Origin of the sequence: Pseudoxanthomonas sp. JBR18, from assembly GCF_028198165.1 — a bacterium.
Classification (GTDB): Bacteria; Pseudomonadota; Gammaproteobacteria; order Xanthomonadales; family Xanthomonadaceae; genus Pseudoxanthomonas_A.
Window position 1 is genome coordinate 2977987 of the sequence record NZ_CP116339.1, and the last position, 22480, is coordinate 3000466.

Here is a 22480-nt window from a genome sequence, read left to right on the forward strand (position 1 = left end):
GCCTCACGCAGTCTGTCTTTCGTTTCCCATGTCGATCACCTCCAAGCAGCGCCGTGATGCGCGCAAGCGCCGTGAGCAGCGCGCCCGCAACCAGGACGTCGCCAGCGCCGCAGCGCCTTCCCCGATCGAGCCGCACGCCGAGCTGCGCGACGCCGACCAGCAACTGCTGGCCGGCATCGTGCGCCGCGACGGGCAGTGGGTGCTAGGCATGGATGGCCGCATCGCTGGGGAATCGGACAGCGCTGCGCACGTGCTGGCGCTGATCCTGCGGGCGGCCGAACTGCATGACCGTGCTGGCACCAACGTGCGTCTGGAGTATTCGGAGACGCTCAAGCAAGCCGCCCACGCCGAGGCGGCCGGCCAGGGCCTGAGCTTCGATCAGTTCCGTCAGCAGCTGGTGGCCGGCCTGCAGGGCGAGCAGGACACCCACTAAACCCGCATGGCCGTGCCCGCATCGCGCGTGAGCTTACGGCGCCTGTTGCGCACCGATGCCGCCGCGCTGATCGCCGCGCACCGCGCCAGCGTGGCCCTACATCGTTCCTGGGTGACCCCGTGCCTGGACCAGGCCGGGTTCGAGGCCTGGTTCTCCCGGACCCTGGCCGAGGACTATCTGAGCCTGATCGCGCTCGAACGCGGCAGTGGCGCCGTCGTCGGCGTGTTCAATGCCAGCCAGATCAGCCGAGGCAACTTCCTCAGCGCCTATCTGGGCTATTACGCCTGCGTCCCGTACGCCGGGCGTGGATTGATGCGCGAAGCGCTGCCGCAGGCGATCGCCTACCTGTTTGGCGAAATCGGATTGCATCGCATCGAGGCCAATATCCAGCCCGGCAACGCCGCCTCGATCGCCCTGGCCCGCGGGGCTGGCTTTCGCCTGGAGGGCTTCTCCCCGCGCTACCTGCGTATCGACGGGGTCTGGCAGGACCACGAGCGCTGGGCGCTGCTGGCCGATGAGGCCGGATTCTAGCGGCTCAGCGTTTCGCGTCGGCCTCGGACGCGGCCGAGGCCGGCACCCGCCATCCGCAGCTGCGGCCGGCGTTCTGCTCCTTCAGCCAGGCCTGTAGCGGTCGGAAGTATTCGAGCATCGGGCCGGCGTCCATCTTCTCGCTGCCGGTCAGGGTCTTGAGCGTCTGCTGCCAGGGCTGGCTGCTGCCCTGGCCGAGCATGGCCCAGAATTTCTGCCCGGCCACCTTGTTGTCGTAGAAGCTGCACTGGTTGAGGGGTCCGGTGTAGCCGGAGGCATCGCACAGTGCCTTGTAGAACTGGAACTGCAGGATGGCGGCCATGAAGTAGCGCGTATACGGCGTGTTGGCCGGCACGTGGTACTTGGCGCCCGGATCGAACTGGTCCTCGCTGCGCGCCGAAGGGGGCGCGACACCCTGGTACTGCGCCTTGAGCCGCCACCAGGCCGCGTTGTACTGATCCGGCTTGATCGAGCCATCGAACACGCCCCAGCGCCAGCGGTCGATCAGCAGTCCGAATGGCAGGAAGGCCACCTTGTTGAGCGCCATGCGCATCTGCGCGTTGACCAGCGCCTGTTCGCTCTGCGCCTGCTCCGGCACCAAGCCGATCGAGGCCAGGTAATCGGGTGTCATCGCCAGCACGATGGTGTCGCCGATCGCCTCGTGGAAGCCATCGTTGGCACCGGACTGGAACAGCGGCGGCTGCGCGTTGTAGGCCAGGTCGTAATACAGGTGGCCCAGCTCGTGGTAGATCGTGGTGAAGCTGTCCTCGTCCGGTTTGATGCACATCTTGGTGCGCACGTCGCCGGCCATGTCCAGGTCCCAGGCGCTGGCATGGCAGACCACATCACGGTCGCGCGGCTTGATGAACTGCGACTTGTCCCAGTAGCTGTCGGGCAGGGGCGGCATGCCGAGCGAGGTGTAGAAATCCTGCGCCCGGGCGGCCATGGCCTTGGCGCTGGCCAGGTCCGCGGCGTGGCGCAGGTCGGCGACGCGGGCGATCGCGCGGTCGTAGGCGCGGCGGTTCATGCGCTCGCGAGTGGCATCGTCCGGGGCATGCCCCAGCGCCTTGAGCTGGCTGGCGTAGTCCGCATCACGGGCATCCTCGAAGGGATCCTCGGTGTCCAGGCCGGCGTCCTTCAGCGTCTGCTCGTAGCGCTTGTCGTCGCCGGCCTGCAGTGCGGCGGTGATGTCCAGGCCACCGGCGTCCGGGTAGGGCTGCAGCAGGTCCCACAGATTGCTCCAGTCCTGGGCCCACATGTTGCCCATCAGCTGGGCCGGCAGCAGGCCGCCGTCGGCCTGACCGCGGGCGCCGTAGCGGGCTTCCAGCTTGCTGCGGGTGTAGCACTGCAGCTGTTCGTAGAGCGGTTTGACCTGGCCCCATAGCCGATCGGTGTCGGCGGCGATCTCACCGGGCGCCATGTCGTAGCCGCTGCGCCACAGCTCGCCGGCATCGGCGAAGCCCATGTCCCGCGCGCCTTCGTTGACCAGTTCCACGAAGCGCGTGTAGTCGCCGCGCATCGGCGCGCCGATCGCATGCCAGCCCTGCCAGGCGTCGAGCTGGGCGTCGTAGTCGCGGCTATGCGCCAGCACGTCCTCCAACTGGCCCAGCTGCCGGCATTGCTGCACATCGCCCTCGCCGGTGCAATAGCGGCCGGCGCCGTACATGCCTTCCATGCGCGTGGCGATGCGGGTCAGCTCAGCGAGCTTCTGCGGATCGCGCGGGGCCGGCATGGCGGTCATCAGCTTGAGCTGGTGGATGGCGCGTGCGGTCTGCGGCGCCATCTTCTGCCCTTCGAAGCGCCGCGACTGGGCGATCCAGGCATTGAGCTGGGTCAGGGCGCCTTCGTTGGCCTTGGCGGCCACGCGCTGGCTGTCGTCGTTGATGTAGGTGGACGACAGCCACTGGGCCGAGTTGATTGCCGGCGACTGGAGGCGCAACTGCGCGTTGACGCGTTCGACGAAGGCATCGGCGGTCTCACCTTCGGGTGCCTTGGCCACCCCGGGCGTCGCCGGTTCCTCGTCGCGGCCGCAGCCGGACAACAGGGCCAGCGACAGGCTGGCGGCGACGGCAAACACGAGGTGGCGTGGCTTCACGTGACTCTTCCCTGGGCGCAGTGCAGCCCGCAGGCTAGTGAAGGGCTGCGCGTCCCGCAAGCACGATGGCACCCGGGATCATGCGGGCAGGGCGGCGCGAATCTGTTGGCGCAGTCGCTGTGCCCAGCGACGGATGCGCCGCCGTGCGGTGGCACCGAACCAACCTGGCATGCGGGCGATCCGGCCCACGCGCGCCAGGGGCCTGACATCGACACAGACCAGCCGCGGGCCCGGTTCGTCGCCGACCACCAGCAGGTTGCCGGCATGGACGTCGAACAGCGGGATGCGATGTCTGAGCAGCCATTGCTCGAACTGATCCACGGCCGCGCACAACGAGGTGGCTGGATAGTCCGATGCCCCGAGCAGTAGCGTGGACAGGCTGGGCGCGGGTGCGCCGTCGGGCAGTGTGACACGCTCGCAGCACAGCGCCTGGCCGTAGGCGGTGCGGTACATGCCCAGCACGGTCGCCAGATGAGGCTGCAGGTCCTGCGGCGACAGCCGTGCCGAGAGCTGCAGCCAGGCGCGCAGTTCGGCGTGGTTTTCGTCGCGTTGCGGCGCCCGGCCGGCGCGCCAGCGCTGCACGCGGCGGCGCAGCCCGGCGCGCGCACGCTGGCCGGACGGGAGCATGAATTTGAGGCAATGACGCGTGTCGCGCCGGTCGATCACGCAGACCCGATCGGCGCTGCGACCGAGTACGGTCATGTGGTTCCAGGCATCACCGGGCCTTGGACCGGTTTCGGTACTCATCTGGCGTCCCCTGAAACGCGCGCTGTCCGGATTCTGGTCGTGACTCAGGTGGGCAGGCCGCGTTCGGCCAGCCAGCGCCGCGCATCCTCGGCGTCATGTTCGATCCACGCCGCGGTCGACCCGAGCCGGAACGAATACCCCCACGCGTCCATATCGGCCATCAGCCGCGCACGCCCCACGCCGGGCAGTTGGTCGGCCAGCACGACCTGCAGGTAGCAGGTGGCATCCTCCTCGATGTCCGAGTCGGTCGCGTCGGTATGGACCAGGGCGCGGGCCTCGGGCGTGAGCACGATCAGGTGGCAGGCCTCGTGCAGCATCGAGTGCACCGGCGTGTCGCCGCGCACGTAGACGTTGTGCGCGATCACGCCGGCTTCCGGATCGCCCCAGAAGCTGCCGGGGATCGGGACCCCGTCCGGCACCTTGTGCAGGACCAGGTCGAACCGCGCCAGCAGCGCGGCCAGCGTGTCGAACGCCATCTGTCCCACGCGCAACACGGTGGCCATGGCCGCATCACTGCCCGGCTCCGGCATGGGGTCGGAAAAGGCAAGGGCGTTTTGCGATGTCATGGCGTCGTGCGTGTGCGAGAAGAGGCACGGGCCGCGAGGCCCGCACCGGGATGGATCAGGCCTTGCCTTCGGGCAGGGCCACCGAGATGTCCAGCACGTCGTGGTCACCGTCCTTGAGCAGGTCGACCTTGACTGCGTCGGCGTCGATGTTGACGTACTTCTTGATCACTTCCAGCAGCTCGCGCTGCAGCAGCGGCAGGTAATCGGGCCCGCCACGCTGGTTGCGCTCCTGGGCAATGATGATCTGCAGACGATTCTTGGCCGTCTCGGCGGTGTTCTTCTTGGCTTTGAGGAAATCGAACATACCCATGCTCAACCTCCGAACAGCTTGCTGAAGAAGCCCTTCTTCTCGAATGTAGTGAAGCGCATCGGACGGTCTTCACCCAGCAGGCGGGCCACGGCGTCGTCATAGGCCTGGCCGGCGGGCGATTCCAGATCCAGGATCACCGGTTCGCCCTTGTTGGAGGCGTTGAGCACGTCGCCGGACTCGGGGATCACGCCGATGGTCTTCAGGCCCAGCACTTCCTCCACGTCCTTGATGGACAGCATCTCGCCGGTCTCCACGCGGGCCGGGTTGTAGCGGGTCAGCAGCAGCTGCGGGCTGATGGTCTTGCCCTCCTCGGCGCGGCGGGTCTTGGAATCCAGCAGGCCCAGGATGCGGTCGGAGTCGCGCACCGAGGACACTTCCGGATTGACCACCACGATCGCCTTGTGGGCGAAGTACATCGCCAGGAAGGCGCCCTTCTCGATGCCGGCCGGCGAATCGCACACCACGAAGTCGAAGCCGTCGGCATCCAGGTCCTTGAGCACCTTCTCCACGCCCTCGGACGTCAGTGCGTCCTTGTCGCGGGTCTGCGAGGCGGCCAGCACGAACAGCGTATCGAAGCGCTTGTCCTTGATCAGGGCCTGCTTGAGGGTGGCCTCGCCCTGGGTGACGTTGATGAAGTCGTACACCACCCGGCGCTCGCAGCCCATGATCAGGTCCAGGTTGCGCAGGCCGACATCGAAATCGATGACCGCGACCTTCTTGCCGCGACGGGCCAGGCCGCACGCGATGCTGGCGCTGGTGGTGGTCTTGCCTACGCCGCCCTTGCCGGACGTGACGACGATGATCTCAGCCAATGGTGTTCTCCGAAAAAAGGGGGTGCGATGGATGCATGTTGCAGGTGGCACCGGCCGGGGGACCGGCGCCGGCGCCGCGCGGGTCAATCCTGCGCGGCGATGTTCAGTTGTCCGTCTTCCAGCCAGACCTGCACGGCCTTGCCGTGCAGGGCACGGGGGACGTCGTCCAGGACCTTGTAGTGCCCGGCGATGGCGACCAGTTCGGCATGGAAGGCGCTGCAGAAGATACGCGCCTCCTGGTTGCCCTGTGCGCCGGCCAGGGCGCGGCCGCGCAGGGGACCGTAGATATGGATCGAGCCGTCGGCGATGACTTCGGCCCCGGCGCCGACCGTGGTCAGGACGGTCAGGTCGCGCTGCTCGGCATAGAGTTGCTGGCCCGAGCGCACGGCGGTCTTCTGCACCAGACCCGGCTGGGCCGGGCTCTTGGGCGGCGGTGCTGGGGCCGGCTCAGGGGCGGGCGCGACCGGCGGCGGGGCCGGGGCGGGCGCCGGTTCGCTGCGTTCGTATTGGGCGCGGAACTTGGCCAGCAGGGGCAGGCCGAGCTGCTCGGACAGGGCCTCGATCTCCGAGGTGCCGTACGCCAGGGCGATGGGCAGGACACCGGCCGCGCGCAGGCCCTCGAGCAGGGCCCGGGCGGTGTCCACGTCGGGCGTGCGCATCAGGCCGCCGAAGTCGATGATGACCGCGGCGCGCCCGAACAGCTTGGGCGCGCGCTGCACGCGCTCGCGCATCTCGCGCACCAGCGCTTCGACATCCAGGGTGCGCACGCGCAGGTTGGCGACGCCGACCTGGCCGATCTTCAGTTCGCCGGCCTGCTCGTAGCCGGCGACAGGGGAAGGTGCGCTCATGTTCCGGTCGGCCTCTGGGCGCCGGCCGCGGTGTAGCGGCGTGCCTGGGTCCACGGCACCTCGGGCAGCTTGCCGCCGTAGGTCTCCAGGACCCAGGGGTAGCTGCATAGCTCCTTCATCAACATGCTGGCGCGCACCTTGACCTCTGGCATCACGTGCTGGCCGATCTCGCGGAAGCCGAAGCTGCCGTGGAACAGCAGCGCCGGGTCCGCGCCGTGGTCAAGAAACACCTCGCAGGCCAGCTGCGGGTAGCGCAGCTCGGCATAGCTCTGCACGTCGGCATAGAAGGCGCGGCCGACACCGCCACCGCGACGCCGACTGGCGACCACGATGCGGTCGATGTAGAAAAATTCGGGATGGCGTTCCTGGAACCAGGCGTAATTGCTGCTGTCGTGGCCCACGCCGGAGCCAAAACCGACCAGGAAGCCGGCCAGGTTGCCGTCGCGCTCGGCGACGCGGAAGTATTCGGCACGTTCATAGAAGTCGTGCACGCGCGCGCTGTCCAGCGGCAGGATCGCCAGGCCCGCGTTGTTGTTCAGGGCCAGGACGGAATCCAGCTCGTGCTCGCGCACATCGCGGATGACGATCGACATCGGGCTTGCTCCAGAGAAACCACACCCCGATTGCGCGGGGGAGCACCGATTATCGCATGGGCGGCCGCGCCTGCGGGGCGTGGTGGCCCGCTTGGCGCGGGAAACGGGCATGACTTCAGGCCGGGTTGCGCGGCACCGCGGCGCCGTAAGATGCCGACATGCTCGAGCGAATCCCCCATACCCGTCTGCTGCGCGCCGCCGGGCTTTACACCTGGGCGCTGGTGGGGATTCCCATCGTCCTGAACGTCTGGTTCCTGCCGCCTTCGCGCGGGGCCGAGGGCGCGGGGCTGAACGTGCCGATGTCGCTGCTGGCCTACCTGGCCTTCGGCCTGTGCTACTGGCTGGCCACCCGCGCCCTGCACGAGCGACCGCCTCAGCATCCCAGTCTGGTGAACGTGGTGGTCCTGCTGGTGATGATCTCCTCCAGCGTGGCCGTCGGCTTCTACACCCAGACCGGTCTGGGCGCGCTGCTGCTGGTGGTGGTGGCTGGGGTGCTGCCCTGGATGCTGGAGTTGCGCTGGGCGGTGCTGTGGTTGATGTTCGCCCACGTGCCGCTGGTGCCCTCGTTCATGGCCCGCGACGACTTCAACCTGTGGGAATCGGTGTTCCAGTCCTCCTTCTATGTGGGCTTTGCGGCCTTCGTGCTGGTCACCGCCTACGTGGCGCGGCAGCAGGCGCAGGCGCGCGAGGAGCAGCGCCGGCTGAACGCCGAACTGCGGTCTACCCGCGCCCTGCTGACCGAGAGCGCCCGGGTCAATGAGCGCACCCGCATCTCGCGCGAGCTGCACGACCTGCTGGGCCATCACCTGACGGCCCTGAGCCTGAACCTGGAGGTGGCCGGCCATGTCACCCAGGGACGCGCCCAGGAGCACGTGCGCCAGGCCCATACGCTGGCCCGGCTGCTGCTGACCGATGTGCGCGAGGCGGTCAGCCAGCTGCGCGAGTCCGGCGCGATCGACCTGGCCGCTGCGCTGCGGCCGCTGGCCGAGCACGTGCCTTCCCTGCAGATCCACCTGGACCTGCACGAACCACTGACCCTGGAAGACCCCGAGCGCGCCCATGTGCTGCTGCGCTGTGCCCAGGAGATCATCACCAACGCGGTGCGCCACGCCGGCGCGCGCAACCTGTGGATCAGCTGCCAGCGTGAAGGCCTGGACCTGCTGATGAACGCGCGCGACGATGGCCGCGGCGCCAGCGAGTTCAACGCCGGCAATGGCTTGCGGGGCATGCGCGAGCGCCTGCGCCAGTATGGCGGTCAGATGCAGGTCGATACTTCCGATGGGCAGGGCTTTCGCCTGTCGCTGCGTCTGTCGGCCGGCAGCGATGATCCGCTGCTTGCCGGTCCGGTGACCTCTGCCGCCGTGCTTACTTCCACTGGAGACATTCCATGATCCGTGTCTGCCTGGTCGACGACCAGAACCTGGTCCGTCAGGGCATCCGTTCGTTGCTGGCCCTGGATGACGGTATCGAAGTGGTCGGCGAGGCCGCCGACGGCCAGCAGGCCGTCGCGCTGATTCCCCAACTCAAGCCCGACGTGGTCCTGATGGACATGCGCATGCCGGCGATGTCCGGACTGGAGGCGCTGCAGGCCCTGGCCCGCGCCGGCCAGCTGCCGCCGTCGATCATCCTGACCACCTTCGACGACGACCAGCTGGTCCTGGCCGGGCTCAAGGCCGGTGCCAAGGGCTATCTGCTCAAGGACGTCTCCCTGGAGCAGCTGGTCGGGGCCATCCGTACCGTGGCCGACGGGGGCTCGCTGGTCCAGCCGGCGGTGACCCAGCGCCTGCTCTCGGGCCTGGAGCACATGCGCAACGAGTTCGTCAGCCTGGATCGCCCCGATCCGCTGACCGATCGGGAGACCGAGATCCTGCGCCTGATGGCCTCGGGCTTCTCCAACAAGGAGATCGCCAATTCGCTGGGCGTGGCTGAGGGCACCATCAAGAACCACGTGTCCAACATCCTCTCCAAGTTGGGCGTGCGTGACCGCACCCGCGCGGTCCTCAAAGCCTTCGAACTGCAGTTGGTCTGAAGCTCGCCAAGGATCTGTTCGACGGGGCGGGGCACCGGGCAGGGGCGGCTTGGACGTGCCAGGGCCCAGGCGTGGCCTGAATTCTGGCAAGGCGAGGGTGCCGGCCCTGGAGATCCGCGGTTGCCTCGCTGGCGTGTTGCGCCGGAGCGTGTCGCGGCGATGCCCTGCCATGGTGCTTGGTCCGGCCTCCGCGGCACCACGGCGGCACACCAAGGGCAGCCGGTCCGGCATTGGTCTGTTAAGACTTCGTTTTCGCAGCAGAATCAGTGGCTCAGGGCGATTGTTCAGGCTGCGCAGCGCTCATCAAGCCTGCTACGATTGGGAACTTGCTCGCCCACCACCTTAAGGCCTCTCACCGGCCCCCGGAGACCGCTGAATGACCCGTTTGCTCGAGTTCCTGATTGCCCTGGCACTGGTATTGGTGCTGTTCCTGGTCATCGGCGTGGTCTTGCCGTCGCATCGGCATCTCGAGGGAAGCGTGGAGAGCAACCGCAAGATGACCATCGTGTATGACACGGTGAACAACGTGCGTCGCCTCAAGGATTGGAGCCTCATGCTGCCGGGCGATCCGGCGGTCCTGAACTATTCCGGCGGTGCCGAAGGTAACGTGGGCAAGGGCGCCAAGGTGAGCTTCAGCTCCGACCACGTGACCGCCTGGAAGCAGGGCAGCTGGGAAATCACCGACAGCAAGATGCCTGCGGGCAGCGGCGACACCGGCAAGGTGACCTACGCCATCAGCGACAACGCGCCGGGCACCAACAAGGTCAGCGAGATCGACCTCAAGCCGACCGGCCGCAACAACCGCAACGTGCGCATCACCCAGTCCTATGACGTGGACTACGGCTGGAACCTCTACGGTCGCTTCCTGGGCATGTACCTGAAGAGCCAGGTCGGTGATTCGCTCGATGCGGGCCTGCGCAAGTTGTCGACCAATCTGGCCACGATCCCGAACTTCGACTACCGCGTCGATGGCAGCAAGCTGACCGACATGAAGATCGCCGATGTGCCGGCCGAGAACCTGCTGGTCGTCAGCGCGGGCAGCATCGATCGCAACAACGACGCCATCAAGAAGGCGATCAACTCCGACCAGGAGTGGATCAAGCGCGTGATGGAATCCAACGATCTGGAGACCGCCGGTCCGCTGCGCATCGTCAGCACCGAACTGGCCTCGCAGACCTATACGTTCGATGTGGTCCAGCCGGTCCGCAAGAAGGGCACCGGCCCGAAGGGCGAGAAGTCCGACGATGCCAAGAAGGACGATGCCAAGCAGGACGACGCCGACAAGGCTGAGGAGACCGCTGCGGCCGAAACGCCGGAAGCACCGACCACCGATGCGCCTGAGCTGGAAGTGAAGGTCGCCGGCACCCCGGTCAACTATGTCCATACCCAGCCGCACCAGGCCGCCACGGCCAAGTACACCGGCTACATGTCCGAGCTGGAAGCCGCCCGCAACGGCCTGCGCGCCTGGGCGATGACCAACGGCCATGCCATGACCGACCGTCCGTACGAGACCTGGAACAGCGGCGTGGACAAGTCGTTCACTGACGAAAGCTCCACCTACAACATCTACTGGGCGATCAAGTACTGATCGCGCGGGTGGCGCGGGCCTGACGGCACCGCGCTGCTGCAAGGATGTCGACGACGCCGCGCCCCCGACAGGGCGCGGCGTTTTCATTTCAGGGCACGATGCCGAAGGGCCGGGTGCCTGACCGACAAGGGGACCCGCATGTCATTGGTTCGCTCACGTTCCGTCCCGACGCCCTCGGCCGCCTTTGGCGCGCTGCTGTGCGCGCTGTCCATCGGGCTTGCTGCCTACGCCGCCCACGGCGTGGCCGATGCCAAGGCCCAATCCTTTCTCAACACCGCCTGCCTGTACGCCTTCGGCAACGGCGTCGCACTGGCCGCGCTGGCGCCGCGGGCCGCGCGCGCGCTGGGACGCTGGGCGCTGCGGCTGTTGCTGGTCGGCACGCTGGCGTTCTCCGGCAGCCTGGCGCTGAACGTGCTGGCCGGGACGCCGACCACGCTGGCCCCGGCCGGGGGCATGGCCATGATCCTGGCCTGGCTGCTCTGGGCCATCGACGCGCTGCGGCGTTAGGGCCGGGCCAATGCCACGGCATGCGCGCGGGTTCGACACACAGGCCGCCTGGGATCACCTGACTCGGCGCGACCGCAGGCTTGGCGCGTGGATGAAGCGCATCGGCATGCTCGAGGCCGAGCCGCGTTGGCGCATGACCTTCGATCCGGTCGATGCCCTGGCCCGCGCGATCCTGTTCCAGCAGCTCTCCGGCAAGGCGGCTTCCACGATCGTCGGGCGTGTCGAGCAGGCGATCGGCAGTCGCCGGCTGCACTTCGATACGCTGGGGCGGGTGGATGACGCCGGGCTGCGCGCCTGTGGCGTCTCGGGCAACAAGACCCTGGCGCTGCGTGACCTGGCCGCGCGCGAGCAACGTGGCGAGATTCCCACGCTGCGGCAGATGCAGCACATGCACCACGACCAGATCGTCGAGGCGCTGGTGCCGATCCGTGGCATCGGACGCTGGACGGTGGAGATGATGCTGATGTTCCGGCTTGGCCGGCCGGACATCCTGCCCATCGATGACCTGGGCATCCGCAAGGGGGCGCAGCTGGTCGACAAGGCGGCGTTGATGCCCACGCCGAAGGAGCTTGCCGCCCGCGGTGAACGCTGGGGGCCGTATCGCACCTACGCCAGTCTCTATCTCTGGCGGATCGCCGACTTCGACGGCAAGGCCGCCGCGCCGACGAACCGCTCGCAGGACTGAAAGCCCCGCGGCTTCAGCGCTGATGCCGCCAGTGCCAGGGCTCGTAGACGATGCCGTGCGGGTTGTCGCGCGGATAGCTCATGTGGAAGCCGAAGCGCCCCGCATGCGCGGTCAGCCAGGCGAAGGCTTCGGTGTGCTCGAAGCTTTCCTCCGCCGGCGGCTGCCCCGGCGTACCGATGTCCAGCGCATCGCCGCCGTGGTGTTCGCTGTAGCCGGGCGCGGCATTGACGGTGAGGATCTGCGCCACGCGCTGCCCGCGCGCGCGCTTGCGCTCGAAAATCCCCAATTGATAGGCGTGGCTGCGATAGCCGGAGATCGCCTCCAGGCGCACGCCTTCGGTCGCGGCAGCGGCCTGCAGGGCGCGCCATGCCTGGCCGGCGGCGGCGGTCATCCACAGCGGCCTGCGGTACCGGTCAAAGCCGGCCAGGGCGAGGGTCGCCGGCTCGCCGACCAATGCCAGGCCGGTGCGGCGCGCATAGTCATCGGCGTCCAGTTCCAGGGTTTCCAGGCGCTGGCGCAGGCCGTACAGGGGCAGGGTGCCTTCGGTATCCGGTGCGGGCGCGCGGCGTGTCTGCTCGACCGCCTCGAGCCGATCCAGCGCCTGCTCCAGGCCCTCGCTGCGACTCCAGCCCGGCAGCAGGCCGACCAGGCCCTCAGGCACCACGGCCGCCAGATAGCGGCCATCGCTCTTGCGCCGCAGGATGCGGCTGGCGCGCGCGATCACCCGGGCGTCGCCGTTGCTCCGGGCGCGCAGGAGCGCGGCGGGCCACAGCTCGATCTGGTCGGTGTTGAGCAGGGTGGCGGCGACGGACGGGCGGGGGCGTGCGGGCATCGGCGCACTCTAGCCGGCGCGTGCGGGGCCTGCCAGCGCGCGCAGCCGCTGCAGCAGTCGCGCCGGGTCGGGGGCGTCGAGCAGCAGTGCATGTCCGGCCGTGGTCGGCAGTGCCAGCACGCGGTGGCTGCCGGCGATGGCGACGAAGGCCTTGCGCCGGTCGCGCAGCCGGTACCACCCGCTGCGCAGCCCGGGCAGGGAGAACCCGCGGACCTTGAGCCAGGGACGCCATTCACGGCGTTCGTCCAGGTCGACCACGCGCGCCTGGTCCAGCAGCAGCGCGTCCAGATCGACCCGGGTCCGGAAGAACGTACTGCGCACGGTGAGGCAACGCTCCTCGATGGACAGTGATTGCCGCCGCAGCGCGGCCGCCAGGAGGCCCCACAGCATCAGGCCCACCAGCAACACGGCGGCAGGCACTGCCAGGGCCAGCATCGACGTGGACAGGGCGATGCCCTGCGGCAGCACGCGCGCCTGCGGAGGCGACAGTGCCGTGGAGACGGCCGCACACAGCACTGGCACGCACAGGGTGGTGACGAACAGCCACAGATGCGCGCGGCTGGAGGGGGGCGTCAGCCGCAGCGCGCCCGCGGGGGGCGGTGGTGTGCGCATGCGGTTCATTGCGGGCGCTTGAACACGAGCACCACCGGCGTCATCGGCGCCGGCACGATCACATTGACCAATTCCCAGCCCAGGTTGCCCTGCCGGGTGAGTTCTTCCTGGATCAGCTCGGTCTTCAAGCCGCCCATCAGGCTGGGCTTGACCTCGACGGTGTGGTAACTCCAGCGGTTTGCGGTGCTCATGCGTCGTCCTCTGCATCGGGCGTGGGCGTTGGCCGTGGCAGGCGACCGGCCTTGCGCAAGGCATCGCGCAGCACGTACTCGATCTGCGCGTTGAGCGAGCGCAGATCGTCGTCGGCCCATTTCTGGGCGGCGGCGAGCACCTCGGCGCTGATGCGCAGCGGGTAGGCCTTCTTGTCTGCCATGCGGTCGGAGGATTGCCTGTTGGGGTGGGGCCTGTACAACGTGGTAGGGCTTGGAGCGTCGGTGTGCGCCTGATTCCTTGAACGGCCCGCCCAGCGGGGGGGCGGGCCATGCGCGAATGGATGCGCGACTAGTACAAGGTGCCGGCATTGATGACCGGCTGGGTCGCACGGTCGCTGCACAGCACCACCAGCAGGTTGCTGACCATGGCGGCGCGGCGCTCCTCGTCCAGCTGGACCGTGCCGGTCTTCTCCAGTTCGGTCAGCGCCATTTCGACCATGCCGACCGCGCCGGAGACGATCCGCGTGCGCGCGGCGATCACCGCGTTGGCCTGCTGGCGCTGGAGCATGGCCCCGGCGATCTCGGGCGCATACGCCAGATGGCTGATGCGCGCCTCGATCACGTCCACACCGGCCTGGGTCAGGCGCTCGTCCAGGTGTCGCTTGAGCTGCTCGCTGATTTCCGCCGGATGGCTGCGCAGGGAGATTTGGTCATCCTGGTGCTGGTCATAGGGATAGCTGGTGGCCATGGCGCGCAGGGCGGCCTCGGACTGGATGTGCACGAAGCTCTCGTAGTCGTCGACGTTGTAGACCGCCTCGGAGGCATCGACCACCTGCCACACGATCACTGCGGCGATCTCGATCGGGCTGCCGTCCAGCTCGTTGACCTTGAGCCGGCCGCTCTCGAAGTTGCGCACGCGCTGGCTGACCTTGCGCTTGGCGTAGAAGGGGTTGTTCCAACGCAGGCCGTTGTCCTTGACCGTCCCCACGTACTTGCCGAACAGGCTCAGCACCGCCGCCTGGTTGGGTTCGACCATGTAGACGCCGGACAGGACAAAGATGCCGAGCGCGATCCCCGCGACGCTGGGGATCAGCATCAGCGGTGTGAAGTGATGCACCACCGTGCCAACGATGCCCCAGCCCGCCAGCAGCAGCACGACGATGACCGCCAGCAGCACCGGGATGCCGGCAGCGGAACCAAGCGACTTTTCTTTCATGGTGGACGTCCTTGAGTGGTTGAGATTATTTGATATCAGTTTGATATCAAGCGCAAGCACCGCTCGTCGGGTGGTCGCCTGGCCGACCTCGCTAGAATTGGCGCCCCTTCCGCCCGCTGGCCTCCGCTATGACCACCCTCGGCACCCCGCTGTCCTCCTCCGCCACCCGCGTCCTGCTGCTGGGCTCGGGTGAACTGGGCAAGGAGGTGGCCATCGAGCTGCAGCGTTTCGGGGTGGAGGTCATCGCCGCGGATCGCTACGCCGATGCGCCGGCCATGCAGGTGGCCCATCGCAGCCATGTGCTGGACATGCTCGATCCGGCCGCGCTGCGTGCGCTGATCGCCGCCGAGCGGCCGCACCTGGTGGTGCCGGAGATCGAGGCCATCCACACCCAGACCCTGGTCGAGCTGGAAGCCGATGGCCTGCAGGTCATCCCGACCGCGCGCGCCGCGCGCCTGACCATGGACCGCGAAGGCATCCGTCGCCTGGCTGCCGAAACGCTGGGCCTGCCAACCTCCCCGTACCGCTTTGTCGACAGCCGTGAGGAGTACGAGGCGGCGGTGAAGGCCGTTGGCCTGCCGTGCGTGGTCAAGCCGCTGATGTCCTCCTCGGGCAAGGGCCAGAGCACGTTGCGCAGCGAGGCCGACATCGGCCCGGCATGGGACTACGCGCAGACCGGCGGCCGCGCCGGCGCGGGGCGTTGCATCGTCGAAGGCTTCATCGACTTCGATTACGAGATCACCCTGCTGACCGTGCGCCATGCCGGCGGCACCAGCTTCTGCGCGCCGGTCGGCCACTGGCAGAAGGACGGTGATTACCGCGAGAGCTGGCAGCCGCAGCCGATGAGCGCGGCCGCGCTGGCGCGCGCCCAGCAGATCGCCCGTGCCATTACCGACGACCTGGGCGGGCGCGGGCTGTTCGGCGTGGAGCTGTTCGTGAAGGGGGACGAGGTCTGGTTCTCGGAGGTCTCGCCGCGCCCGCACGACACCGGGCTGGTCACGCTCGCCTCGCAGGACCTGAGCGAGTTTGCGCTGCATGCCCGGGCCATTCTTGGCCTGCCGGTGGGGGCGGCCGACGGCGAGGTGATCCCGGTGCTGGCGCCGTCGGCCTCGTGCGCCTTGCTTGCGCAGGGACACGGCACCCCGGTGTTCGCCAACGTCGAGGCCGCCCTGGTGGCGCCTCAGACCGCGCTGCGCCTGTTCGGCAAGCCGCGCGTGGAAGGCCAGCGTCGCGTCGGGGTGACCCTGGCGCGTGGAGCCGACATCGACGCCGCCCGCGCCACCGCGCGCGATGCCGCGGCGGCGATCCAGATCGCTTTGGAATAAGCAGCGAAGGACAGCGCAGCGCGGCTTGCGCTTGGGGCGAGGATTGCCGATATTTCGGCCTGCCGTATGTGGCGGCTGGGAAGCCTGACAGGGGGAGTCACGTGAGTAAGTTCTGGATCGGCGGGCTTGTGCTCGCCGTTGCTGTGCTGTCGTCTGGTTGTGCAAGCGTCCCGCTTTCGACGAGCGCGGATTCGGCTGCGGCGAAGGCGTTTCCAGCGCCTGCCGATGGCAAGGCAGGTATTTACGTCTATCGCAGCAGCTTTGTGGGCAAGGCGCTGAAGAAGGATGTATGGATCGACGGGAAATGCGTCGGCCAGTCGGCTGGCAAAGTGTTCTTCTACGAGCAGGTCGATGGTGGGAAGGAGCACACGCTCTCCACCGAATCGGAGTTCTCGCCGAATGATCTGCTGCTCTATGCCGAGGCAGGGAAGAACTATTTCATCCGTCAGATCATCAAAATGGGCGTGTTCGTCGGAGGCGCCAGGCTTGAACGCGTATCGGACGAGGAAGGCAAGCAAGAGATATCGGAGCTCAATCTGGCCAAGTCGGGCAAGTGCTCGTAAATGGCTCGAGTCTTTTCGCTTGAACAACAGGCGCCGAAGGGCGCCTGTCGCGTTTAACGCGCTGGAAGTGAGTGCTCAGAACTGCAGGTCGGCCCACACCAGGTGATGGTCGCTGCCATCGGCGATGGCCGAGCGCGGGTCGGACTTCGGCGGCCAGAACACGCCGCCGCCCAGGTACGAGAAGCCCATCGACGGCAGCACGTAATCCAGCCGCATCGCGCCGGCTTTTGGCCCGAAATCGCCGGTGACCTGCTCCGGCGCGCCCTTGCGGACCAGCCCCTTGGCCGCGTAGGCGCGCGCGGTCGCCTCGCCGCCGGCGCTGGTCGGCGTGGGATGGCGCAGCACGCGCGGATGTTCGAGCAGTTCGACGATGGCCTCATGGTGACCGTCGCCGTCGACCGGGTCGTTGTTGAGATCGCCGGCGATGACGAACCGCGCGGCAGCCTCCAGTCCGCCGCAGCGGCCGGCGTCGTCGCAGAGCCAACGCGCGTCCGCGGCGTCGTTGTCCAGGTAGTGCCGCCACAGGCCGATTTCCTGCGCGTTGCGCTGGCCGTTGCGGTCTTCCGGGCCGTCGAACACGGGCGGCGTCGGGTGCGAGACCAGGAAATGCACGACGCCGCCGGGCGCATGCACCGGGACATCCCAGTGTGACTTGGACGACAGCCGCAATTGCGGCCAGGCCACGGCCGAATACCAGGGCTTGCCATTGCGCGGATCGACCGGATTGGCGGCGCCGGGCACCTGGGACCACTTCAGCAGGCGGAAGCTGCGCACCGCGTCCACATCGATCGGATACCGCGACAGCACCAGCATCCCGTACTGCCCCGGGTGCAGGCCGTAGCCCCAGGCATCGTTGCCGTAGTCGCGCGCCGCGCCCCCCACGCGGCCGTTGTTGTCCAGATCCAATCCGCTGGGCACGCCGGTGTTGACCGGTGCCAGATAGCGATAGGGATAGCGCAGCGCCGGTCCGCCGCCGGGTTGCGGGGTTTCCAGATACTTGCGCTGGAACAGGTCTGCGGCGCGGTGTTCGGGGTCGTAGTCGAACTCGTTGAGCAGGACCAGATCCGGGCGCACGTCCTGCAGCACCGCGGCGACCTTGCGCGCATGCGCGCTGTCGCCCTGCAATTCGGCGATCAGGCCGCCGGCCTGGTCCGAATACAGCGAGGTGTTGTAGGTCGCCACCCGGAACGGCGTGGGCGCATTGGACGGCGCGGCGTTGTGAGCACAGGCGGTCAGGCAGGCGAGGCTCATCAGTAAAGACAGGGCACGGGAAAGAGGCATGGCGCGATTCTAGGGCGCGACGACGACATCATCGGGCTCACGGCCCCAACACATCCTCGATGTCGTCCCAGCGACGCCCGTCGAAGGCCTCCAGCGGCGTGAAGCGTCGCTTGTAATCCATCTTGCGGTGCCCGGCGATCCAGTACCCCAGGTACAGCCACTGGCGCTGGTCGCGGCGAGCCCATTCGAGCTGGCGCAGGATGGCCAGGGTGCCCAGGCTGCGCGCGGCATCGTTGGGGTCGAAGAAGGTGTAGACCGCCGAGAGCGCCTGCGGCACCAGGTCGGTGACCGCCACGGCCAGCAGTCGCCCATCCTCGCGCAGTTCCAGGAAGCGGCTGTCCGACCAGCGCCCGACCAGGAACTGTTCGAACTCGGCCGCTCCATGGTCGTCCATGCCGCCACCGGCGTGGCGATGGGTCAGGTAGCGCTGGTACAGGGCCAGGTGTTCGGCGCTGCGCTGAGCCGGTACGACGCGGGCCTCGACGCGCGCGTTGCGTGCCGCGCACCGTCGCTGGCTACGATCCGGCGTGAAGCGGTCTATCGGGATGCGCACCGGGACACAGGCGCGACAGCCTTGGCAGTGGGGGCGATAGACCAGGTCGCCGGAACGGCGGAAACCCCAGGACAGCGCGGTGGGATAGAACATCGCCAGGCGGGGATCGCGCGGGTCCAGCACCAGGTCGCGCGCCACCCGTTCGGGCCAGTAGCCGCACGGGTGCTCGCCGGTATGGAACAAGCGTACGTCCTCACGCGGGCTCGCGGAATTGGTTCCCATCACGCCGACCTCCGGGCGCATCCACCGGGTGCATCGGGCGGTGCTGTGCAACTTGGATGGCGGGCGGGGAGGGCAACCATGGCCCCAGCATACTGCGCCCTGCCAGTCTTGCTGCCTGAGACCGCCACGAGCGCAGCCATCGGTTCGAGGGATGCGCCACGAGTGCCGGCCAGCGGTGCAAGCGTCGTTGACGGGACTGTCCCCTGTCTTAACGGCGCTGCTGGGAGGGTCAACGCCCGCGCCGCCCCGGCGTTTTCCCAGTCAGTGGCAAGCAGCCACGGACCTGAAGGAATGCACATGATCCGTAAGACCCTGATCGCCCTCGCCATCGTCGCCACACTGGGGGGCGGCACCGCGCTGGCTGTCGCGCAGGACGCTGCAACACCCCCGCCCCCGCCCAAGTCGCTGGACACCAACCAGGATGGCCAGATCAGCCGGGCCGAAGCTGCGGCATCACCGCGACTGGCCAAGGAGTTCGACACCCTGGACAAGAACAAGGATGGGGAGCTGTCGCGTGATGAGATGCCGCACCCGCACCATGGCCGCCATCACCACGGCCCGCGTCACGGCGAGCGCATGGCCAAGCTGGACACCAACAAGGATGGCCGCATCAGCGCCGAGGAGGCCAAGGCCGATCCGCGCTTTGCCGAGCACTTCGCGCAGATGGACCTCAACAAGGATGGCTTCATCGACAAGGCCGATCGCGAGCTGGGCATGAAACAGCGACGCGACGCGTTCTTCGCCAAGGCCGATACCAACAAGGACGGCATGCTGAGCAAGGCCGAATTCGAGGCGGCCAAGCCAGAGCGCCCGATGCATGGCCCCGGCCGTCGCGGCCATGGCCCGGGGGACGGGCACATGCCGCCGCCGCCCAGGGACGAGGCCGCGCAGGGCAGCTGATCGTCCGCACATGCTGACCGGCCCGCGCCTTCATCGGCGCGGGCTTTTTGTTTCGATTCGGGGCGAGGATCAGAACGCCGGCAGCCCGGCGCGCAGCACCGCCAACAGCAGTCCGCCCCCGCCGCACACCAGTCCCAGTGTGATTCCCAGCCAGCACATCGCGCGTTCGCGCCGGCGACGCTTCGCGGCCGCTTCCGGATCGATCGCGGCTTCCTGTGCATGCCGGCGCGCCTTGATGCGCGGCTCGACGATGGCCGACTGCCAGAAGATCACGCCGAAGAAGACGGCCGTCAGGCTGATGAGAGGCACCCAGCCGACGCGGAGCGTGGCGCAGGCACACATCGCCAGCACGAAGACGACGCTGGCCGCCGCATTGATCAGGGCACTGCGCTTGAGCTCGGCGCGTTCGCGGGCATCGATGGCGCCGCGCAGATTGCGCCGCAGTCCCCACCAGATCCCCAGCCCCGCGCCAGCCAGGCCGGCCCCGATCCCGCCCAGGCTTCCCAGCAGCACTTTGCCCAGGCCCTTGGCCCCGGCGCTGCCCGCCAGGCCAAGCGTCGTGGCTGCGGCGGCCGGTGGCGCGGCCACGGTCAAGGCGCTGGTCACCACCAGCGTGAAGGCGGCGGCCGGTGCGGTCCCGCGGGCGAATTCGCCAAAACGCGCCAGCAGTTCGCCGCGCACGGCCTCGCGCGCACGCGACAGGCGCTTGCGTACCGCCGCATCGGTCAGTCCCAGCAAGTTGGCCACCTGCTGCGAACTCTGGCCTTCGCGGTAGTACAGCATCAAGGTCTCGCGTGCGTCCTCGGGCAGGGTGGCGATGACTTCGGCTGCGACCGATTCCTCCTCGGTCTGCAACAGCCGCTCGTCGGGCGTTGGCGCGGTGTCGGCGGCCAGTTCGATCGCCAGCTCTGCCTGCGGGCCGGAGAGCGGGCGTTGTCGCGTGCTGCGCAGGTGGTTGCGGGCCAGGTTCCGCGCGATCTGGCGAATCCAGGGCAGGAAGCTGTCCGGCTGCTTCAGTGTGCCCAGATGCTTCCAGGCGCTCAGGAAGGTGTCCTGCGCGATGTCCTCGCTGGCCTGCACGTCACGGGTGATAGCCCAGGCCACAGCGGTGACCGTGTTCTGGCAGGCGCTGACGATGCGGCCGTAGGCGTCACGGTCGCCGCGCGCGGCGGCCGGCAATTCGCGGCGCAGGGTCAGATCGAGGTCAAGTGCGATGGCGGACATGGCGGTTCCCAGTGAAGATCGTGGAACAGGACACGCCCAGGCGACTGATGTGACGACCCGCTCGCGACCCCGTTGTGTGTCTACGATCCGGCCCGAGCCTACAAGCGCGCCAGGAAAAATGGCAGCGCCAGGACCAGCATGGCGAGGTCGGTGACCAGGATGGCGCCGACGCCGAAGCTCAGTCGGTAAGCGAGTTGGCGTCTGGCCGCGGTCTGCGGCGCGCGCGCGGTGTCCCGGGCGATCAGCGGCGCCATGACCTGGCGCAGCGGGACCAGCATCTCGTAGGTGATGGCTCCCAGACTCATAAGCACCGACAGCGCGAAGAGCCAGGCCTGGGTGGTGAATGCGGCCACAACCAGTACCGCGCCAAACCAGACCATGCTGACCACGATGTAGCGTCGATAGGCGGCCCAGACGGCGTTTCGTTCTTCTGGCGTTTCGGTAAAGCGGAACAGCACCTTGCGCATCAGCCAGGTGGTGATGCCACCGCCCAGCAGGGCGCCCAGGACCGTGCCCAGCCCGGCAGCGCCGACACTGCCGAGCGCCAGCTTGCCCAGCATGCCGCCGCCCAGCGTTCCGGCAGCCACTTCCACCGTGGCCGCTGCCGCCGGTTTGGCGGCGACGCTAATCATCCCTGCCAGGGTGGCGGTGAACGCCGCAGAGGGCGCGCTGCCGCGGGCAAACTGGCCAAATCGCTGCAGGAGTTCCTCGCGGACCGTGTCGCGGGCGCGCGACAGGCGCTTGCGCACGGCGGCATCGGACAGACCCAGCAAGGCGGCGACCTGACGCGAACTCTGGCCTTCGCGGTAGTACAGCAGCAGGGTTTCGCGGCTGTCTTCAGGCAGCGCGCCGATGATGTCGGCGGCCACGGTCTCCTGCTCGGTGATCAGCAGGTGCTCGGCCGGCTGCGGTGCTGGATCTGCGGCGATGGCGATGGCCAGCTCGGCCTGCTCACCGGTCATGGCTGCGTGGCTGCGCGCGCGCAGGTGGTCGCGCGCCAGGTTGCGGGTGATCTGGCGCAGCCAGGGCAGGAAGCTGTCGTGGTTCTTCAGTCGGTCCAGCTGTTGCCAGGCGCGCAGGAAGGCGTCCTGCGCAATGTCCTCGCTGGCGCCCACGTCGCGGGTGATCGCCAGGGCGATGGCGGTGACAGTGTTCTGGCAGGCCGACACGATGCGTCCGTATGCGGCGGCGTCGCCGTGGCGGGCGGCTGGCAGGTCGCGGTGCAGCGTGTCATCAAGGGTCAGGGCATGCACGGTCGGGAATCCTGTGGAAGTTCACGACCCATGACGGGTCTGGTCACAGGATGTGACCGCTCATCTCACTTGGCGGGCGGCGCGGGCGGCAGCATCGGGATCCGCACGCGCTGCTCGTCCTCTTTCAGGCCGTCGTCCTGCGGACTGCGTTGCGGCTGCCGGGCCGCGCGCGCGGCGGCGGCCTGCGCTTCGGCCTGGGCCTGCTGGCGCATGTCCCGATGATGCAGGAAGGTGAAGGCCGCGGCGGCCACGATCAGCGCCAGCAACACCAGGCGGATGCGTAGGGCCCAGGGGCGCTTGCCGGTCGCGCCGTCGTCACGATCGGCGAACTCGATCATGCGCGACTGGCCGGGGCGGGTGCTCTCCAGCAGGCCGCGCTCGCGCAGCAGTTCGCGCGCCCGCGGTTGATCGTCGGCGTGGCGCACCCACACGGTGGGTTGCTTGGCCTTGGCGGTCGGCTCGGAGTACTTGAACTGACTGCCGCGGCGCCCGTGGTACGAGCGCCCGTTGCTGATATAGGTGGCGATGCCGGCCTGTTGGAGCAGCTCGGCCACGCCTTCGACGGTCTCGACGCGCTGGCTGGTGAAGATTTGGCGCATGGCGGGT

At 68.3% G+C, this 22480-nt stretch carries 27 protein-coding genes; 10 read left to right on the forward strand and 17 right to left on the reverse strand.

Features of this window, described 5'->3' with window-relative positions; translation table 11 throughout:
* The first annotated feature begins 28 nt into the window (after nucleotides 1-28).
* Both PJ250_RS13365 and PJ250_RS13370 read left to right on the forward strand, forming a co-directional pair.
* On the forward strand, nucleotides 29-433 hold the full coding sequence (locus tag PJ250_RS13365; RefSeq protein ID WP_271645077.1) for a hypothetical protein: 405 nt from the start codon (nucleotides 29-31) through the stop codon (nucleotides 431-433).
* Nucleotides 434-460: 27 nt separating this feature from the next.
* The gene (locus tag PJ250_RS13370; protein ID WP_271645078.1) at nucleotides 461-964 is read left to right on the forward strand and encodes a GNAT family N-acetyltransferase; all 504 of its coding nucleotides are present in this window, start codon (nucleotides 461-463) and stop codon (nucleotides 962-964) included.
* Between the two features lie 4 nt (nucleotides 965-968).
* Here the strand turns inward: PJ250_RS13370 and PJ250_RS13375 are convergent, their stop codons facing one another.
* From PJ250_RS13375 to PJ250_RS13405, 7 genes are all read right to left on the reverse strand, one after another.
* Nucleotides 969-3056 (reverse strand): M2 family metallopeptidase, encoded by a 2088-nt coding sequence (locus PJ250_RS13375; RefSeq protein ID WP_271645079.1) that lies wholly within the window; start codon nucleotides 3054-3056, stop codon nucleotides 969-971.
* A 78-nt stretch (nucleotides 3057-3134) separates the two neighbouring features.
* The gene (locus tag PJ250_RS13380) at nucleotides 3135-3803 is read right to left on the reverse strand and encodes a YrbL family protein (RefSeq protein WP_271645080.1); all 669 of its coding nucleotides are present in this window, start codon (nucleotides 3801-3803) and stop codon (nucleotides 3135-3137) included.
* Nucleotides 3804-3847: 44 nt separating this feature from the next.
* Complete coding sequence (locus PJ250_RS13385; RefSeq protein WP_271648642.1) at nucleotides 3848-4306, reverse strand: hypothetical protein; 459 nt, start codon at nucleotides 4304-4306, stop codon at nucleotides 3848-3850.
* A 118-nt stretch (nucleotides 4307-4424) separates the two neighbouring features.
* Complete coding sequence (minE, locus tag PJ250_RS13390; RefSeq protein ID WP_271645081.1) at nucleotides 4425-4679, reverse strand: cell division topological specificity factor MinE; 255 nt, start codon at nucleotides 4677-4679, stop codon at nucleotides 4425-4427.
* 2 nt (nucleotides 4680-4681) lie between these two features.
* Nucleotides 4682-5491, reverse strand: a complete 810-nt coding sequence (minD, locus tag PJ250_RS13395; RefSeq protein WP_271645082.1) for a septum site-determining protein MinD — start codon at nucleotides 5489-5491, stop codon at nucleotides 4682-4684.
* Nucleotides 5492-5574: 83 nt separating this feature from the next.
* On the reverse strand, nucleotides 5575-6339 hold the full coding sequence (gene minC / locus PJ250_RS13400) for a septum site-determining protein MinC (RefSeq protein ID WP_271645083.1): 765 nt from the start codon (nucleotides 6337-6339) through the stop codon (nucleotides 5575-5577).
* Nucleotides 6336-6932, reverse strand: a complete 597-nt coding sequence (locus tag PJ250_RS13405) for a GNAT family N-acetyltransferase (protein ID WP_271645084.1) — start codon at nucleotides 6930-6932, stop codon at nucleotides 6336-6338. The genes minC and PJ250_RS13405 overlap by 4 nt, the downstream gene beginning before the upstream one ends.
* 158 nt (nucleotides 6933-7090) lie before the next feature.
* On the opposite strand from PJ250_RS13405, the gene PJ250_RS13410 reads away from it, so the two are divergent.
* The 5 genes from PJ250_RS13410 to PJ250_RS13430 all read left to right on the forward strand — a co-directional run bounded on the left by PJ250_RS13410 (nucleotide 7091) and on the right by PJ250_RS13430 (nucleotide 11741).
* The gene (locus PJ250_RS13410; RefSeq protein ID WP_271645085.1) at nucleotides 7091-8323 is read left to right on the forward strand and encodes a sensor histidine kinase; all 1233 of its coding nucleotides are present in this window, start codon (nucleotides 7091-7093) and stop codon (nucleotides 8321-8323) included.
* Nucleotides 8320-8961: a response regulator gene (locus tag PJ250_RS13415; protein WP_271645086.1), complete on the forward strand. Its 642-nt coding sequence runs from the start codon at nucleotides 8320-8322 to the stop codon at nucleotides 8959-8961. The genes PJ250_RS13410 and PJ250_RS13415 overlap by 4 nt, the downstream gene beginning before the upstream one ends.
* Nucleotides 8962-9337: 376 nt before the next feature.
* The gene (locus PJ250_RS13420) at nucleotides 9338-10549 is read left to right on the forward strand and encodes a polyketide cyclase (RefSeq protein WP_271645087.1); all 1212 of its coding nucleotides are present in this window, start codon (nucleotides 9338-9340) and stop codon (nucleotides 10547-10549) included.
* A gap of 138 nt (nucleotides 10550-10687) precedes the next feature.
* Entirely contained in the window at nucleotides 10688-11056 is a 369-nt protein-coding gene (locus PJ250_RS13425) for a DUF423 domain-containing protein (protein WP_271645088.1), read from the forward strand.
* A 10-nt stretch (nucleotides 11057-11066) separates the two neighbouring features.
* Nucleotides 11067-11741: a DNA-3-methyladenine glycosylase family protein gene (locus PJ250_RS13430; protein WP_271645089.1), complete on the forward strand. Its 675-nt coding sequence runs from the start codon at nucleotides 11067-11069 to the stop codon at nucleotides 11739-11741.
* A gap of 13 nt (nucleotides 11742-11754) precedes the next feature.
* On the opposite strand, the gene PJ250_RS13435 is transcribed toward PJ250_RS13430, so the two are convergent.
* From PJ250_RS13435 to PJ250_RS13455, 5 genes are all read right to left on the reverse strand, one after another.
* Nucleotides 11755-12573 carry a M15 family metallopeptidase gene (locus tag PJ250_RS13435; RefSeq protein ID WP_271645090.1) on the reverse strand — a complete coding sequence of 273 codons (819 nt, stop codon included), beginning with the start codon at nucleotides 12571-12573 and terminating at the stop codon, nucleotides 11755-11757.
* A 9-nt stretch (nucleotides 12574-12582) separates the two neighbouring features.
* On the reverse strand, nucleotides 12583-13194 hold the full coding sequence (locus tag PJ250_RS13440) for a hypothetical protein (protein WP_271645091.1): 612 nt from the start codon (nucleotides 13192-13194) through the stop codon (nucleotides 12583-12585).
* Nucleotides 13191-13376: a DUF4177 domain-containing protein gene (locus PJ250_RS13445; protein WP_271645092.1), complete on the reverse strand. Its 186-nt coding sequence runs from the start codon at nucleotides 13374-13376 to the stop codon at nucleotides 13191-13193. Before PJ250_RS13445 ends, PJ250_RS13440 begins: the two co-directional genes overlap by 4 nt.
* On the reverse strand, nucleotides 13373-13558 hold the full coding sequence (locus PJ250_RS13450; protein WP_271645093.1) for a type II toxin-antitoxin system antitoxin: 186 nt from the start codon (nucleotides 13556-13558) through the stop codon (nucleotides 13373-13375). Before PJ250_RS13450 ends, PJ250_RS13445 begins: the two co-directional genes overlap by 4 nt.
* 128 nt (nucleotides 13559-13686) lie before the next feature.
* Entirely contained in the window at nucleotides 13687-14553 is an 867-nt protein-coding gene (locus PJ250_RS13455; protein WP_271645094.1) for an SPFH domain-containing protein, read from the reverse strand.
* 128 nt (nucleotides 14554-14681) lie between these two features.
* Between PJ250_RS13455 and purT the strand changes: the two genes are divergently transcribed.
* Both purT and PJ250_RS13465 read left to right on the forward strand, forming a co-directional pair.
* Nucleotides 14682-15878 carry a formate-dependent phosphoribosylglycinamide formyltransferase gene (gene purT / locus PJ250_RS13460; RefSeq protein WP_271645095.1) on the forward strand — a complete coding sequence of 399 codons (1197 nt, stop codon included), beginning with the start codon at nucleotides 14682-14684 and terminating at the stop codon, nucleotides 15876-15878.
* Nucleotides 15879-15979: 101 nt separating this feature from the next.
* Nucleotides 15980-16441 carry a DUF2846 domain-containing protein gene (locus PJ250_RS13465; RefSeq protein ID WP_271645096.1) on the forward strand — a complete coding sequence of 154 codons (462 nt, stop codon included), beginning with the start codon at nucleotides 15980-15982 and terminating at the stop codon, nucleotides 16439-16441.
* 75 nt (nucleotides 16442-16516) lie between these two features.
* On the opposite strand, the gene PJ250_RS13470 is transcribed toward PJ250_RS13465, so the two are convergent.
* Nucleotides 16517-17722 carry an endonuclease/exonuclease/phosphatase family protein gene (locus PJ250_RS13470; protein ID WP_271645097.1) on the reverse strand — a complete coding sequence of 402 codons (1206 nt, stop codon included), beginning with the start codon at nucleotides 17720-17722 and terminating at the stop codon, nucleotides 16517-16519.
* A 37-nt stretch (nucleotides 17723-17759) separates the two neighbouring features.
* On the reverse strand, nucleotides 17760-18497 hold the full coding sequence (locus PJ250_RS13475; RefSeq protein ID WP_271645099.1) for an arginyltransferase: 738 nt from the start codon (nucleotides 18495-18497) through the stop codon (nucleotides 17760-17762).
* A 297-nt stretch (nucleotides 18498-18794) separates the two neighbouring features.
* On the opposite strand from PJ250_RS13475, the gene PJ250_RS13480 reads away from it, so the two are divergent.
* The gene (locus PJ250_RS13480) at nucleotides 18795-19397 is read left to right on the forward strand and encodes an EF-hand domain-containing protein (protein WP_271645100.1); all 603 of its coding nucleotides are present in this window, start codon (nucleotides 18795-18797) and stop codon (nucleotides 19395-19397) included.
* Nucleotides 19398-19466: 69 nt separating this feature from the next.
* On the opposite strand, the gene PJ250_RS13485 is transcribed toward PJ250_RS13480, so the two are convergent.
* The 3 genes from PJ250_RS13485 to PJ250_RS13495 form a co-directional block, all read right to left on the reverse strand.
* On the reverse strand, nucleotides 19467-20621 hold the full coding sequence (locus tag PJ250_RS13485) for an RNA polymerase sigma factor (protein ID WP_271645101.1): 1155 nt from the start codon (nucleotides 20619-20621) through the stop codon (nucleotides 19467-19469).
* 98 nt (nucleotides 20622-20719) lie between these two features.
* Nucleotides 20720-21874, reverse strand: coding sequence for an RNA polymerase sigma factor (locus PJ250_RS13490; RefSeq protein WP_271645102.1), 1155 nt, complete (start codon nucleotides 21872-21874; stop codon nucleotides 20720-20722).
* A gap of 65 nt (nucleotides 21875-21939) precedes the next feature.
* Entirely contained in the window at nucleotides 21940-22473 is a 534-nt protein-coding gene (locus PJ250_RS13495) for a putative signal transducing protein (protein WP_271645103.1), read from the reverse strand.
* Between the last annotated feature and the right edge of the window lie 7 nt (nucleotides 22474-22480).

Bases quoted from the DNA above. Each gene is read 5' to 3' on its own strand.
- PJ250_RS13435 (WP_271645090.1), bottom strand. From the start codon at position 12,573: ATGCCCGCACGCCCCCGCCCGTCCGTCGCCGCCACCCTGCTCAACACC.
- PJ250_RS13485 (WP_271645101.1), bottom strand. From the start codon at position 20,621: ATGTCCGCCATCGCACTTGACCTCGATCTGACCCTGCGCCGCGAATTG.
- PJ250_RS13495 (WP_271645103.1), bottom strand. From the start codon at position 22,473: ATGCGCCAAATCTTCACCAGCCAGCGCGTCGAGACCGTCGAAGGCGTG.
- purT (WP_271645095.1), top strand. From the start codon at position 14,682: ATGACCACCCTCGGCACCCCGCTGTCCTCCTCCGCCACCCGCGTCCTG.
- PJ250_RS13475 (WP_271645099.1), bottom strand. From the start codon at position 18,497: ATGGGAACCAATTCCGCGAGCCCGCGTGAGGACGTACGCTTGTTCCAT.
- PJ250_RS13410 (WP_271645085.1), top strand. From the start codon at position 7,091: ATGCTCGAGCGAATCCCCCATACCCGTCTGCTGCGCGCCGCCGGGCTT.
- PJ250_RS13455 (WP_271645094.1), bottom strand. From the start codon at position 14,553: ATGAAAGAAAAGTCGCTTGGTTCCGCTGCCGGCATCCCGGTGCTGCTG.
- PJ250_RS13385 (WP_271648642.1), bottom strand. From the start codon at position 4,306: ATGGCCACCGTGTTGCGCGTGGGACAGATGGCGTTCGACACGCTGGCC.
- PJ250_RS13440 (WP_271645091.1), bottom strand. From the start codon at position 13,194: ATGAACCGCATGCGCACACCACCGCCCCCCGCGGGCGCGCTGCGGCTG.
- PJ250_RS13405 (WP_271645084.1), bottom strand. From the start codon at position 6,932: ATGTCGATCGTCATCCGCGATGTGCGCGAGCACGAGCTGGATTCCGTC.
- PJ250_RS13480 (WP_271645100.1), top strand. From the start codon at position 18,795: ATGATCCGTAAGACCCTGATCGCCCTCGCCATCGTCGCCACACTGGGG.
- PJ250_RS13450 (WP_271645093.1), bottom strand. From the start codon at position 13,558: ATGGCAGACAAGAAGGCCTACCCGCTGCGCATCAGCGCCGAGGTGCTC.
- minC (WP_271645083.1), bottom strand. From the start codon at position 6,339: ATGAGCGCACCTTCCCCTGTCGCCGGCTACGAGCAGGCCGGCGAACTG.
- PJ250_RS13445 (WP_271645092.1), bottom strand. From the start codon at position 13,376: ATGAGCACCGCAAACCGCTGGAGTTACCACACCGTCGAGGTCAAGCCC.
- PJ250_RS13425 (WP_271645088.1), top strand. From the start codon at position 10,688: ATGTCATTGGTTCGCTCACGTTCCGTCCCGACGCCCTCGGCCGCCTTT.
- PJ250_RS13365 (WP_271645077.1), top strand. From the start codon at position 29: ATGTCGATCACCTCCAAGCAGCGCCGTGATGCGCGCAAGCGCCGTGAG.
- PJ250_RS13380 (WP_271645080.1), bottom strand. From the start codon at position 3,803: ATGAGTACCGAAACCGGTCCAAGGCCCGGTGATGCCTGGAACCACATG.
- PJ250_RS13430 (WP_271645089.1), top strand. From the start codon at position 11,067: ATGCCACGGCATGCGCGCGGGTTCGACACACAGGCCGCCTGGGATCAC.
- PJ250_RS13470 (WP_271645097.1), bottom strand. From the start codon at position 17,722: ATGCCTCTTTCCCGTGCCCTGTCTTTACTGATGAGCCTCGCCTGCCTG.
- PJ250_RS13415 (WP_271645086.1), top strand. From the start codon at position 8,320: ATGATCCGTGTCTGCCTGGTCGACGACCAGAACCTGGTCCGTCAGGGC.
- minE (WP_271645081.1), bottom strand. From the start codon at position 4,679: ATGGGTATGTTCGATTTCCTCAAAGCCAAGAAGAACACCGCCGAGACG.
- PJ250_RS13420 (WP_271645087.1), top strand. From the start codon at position 9,338: ATGACCCGTTTGCTCGAGTTCCTGATTGCCCTGGCACTGGTATTGGTG.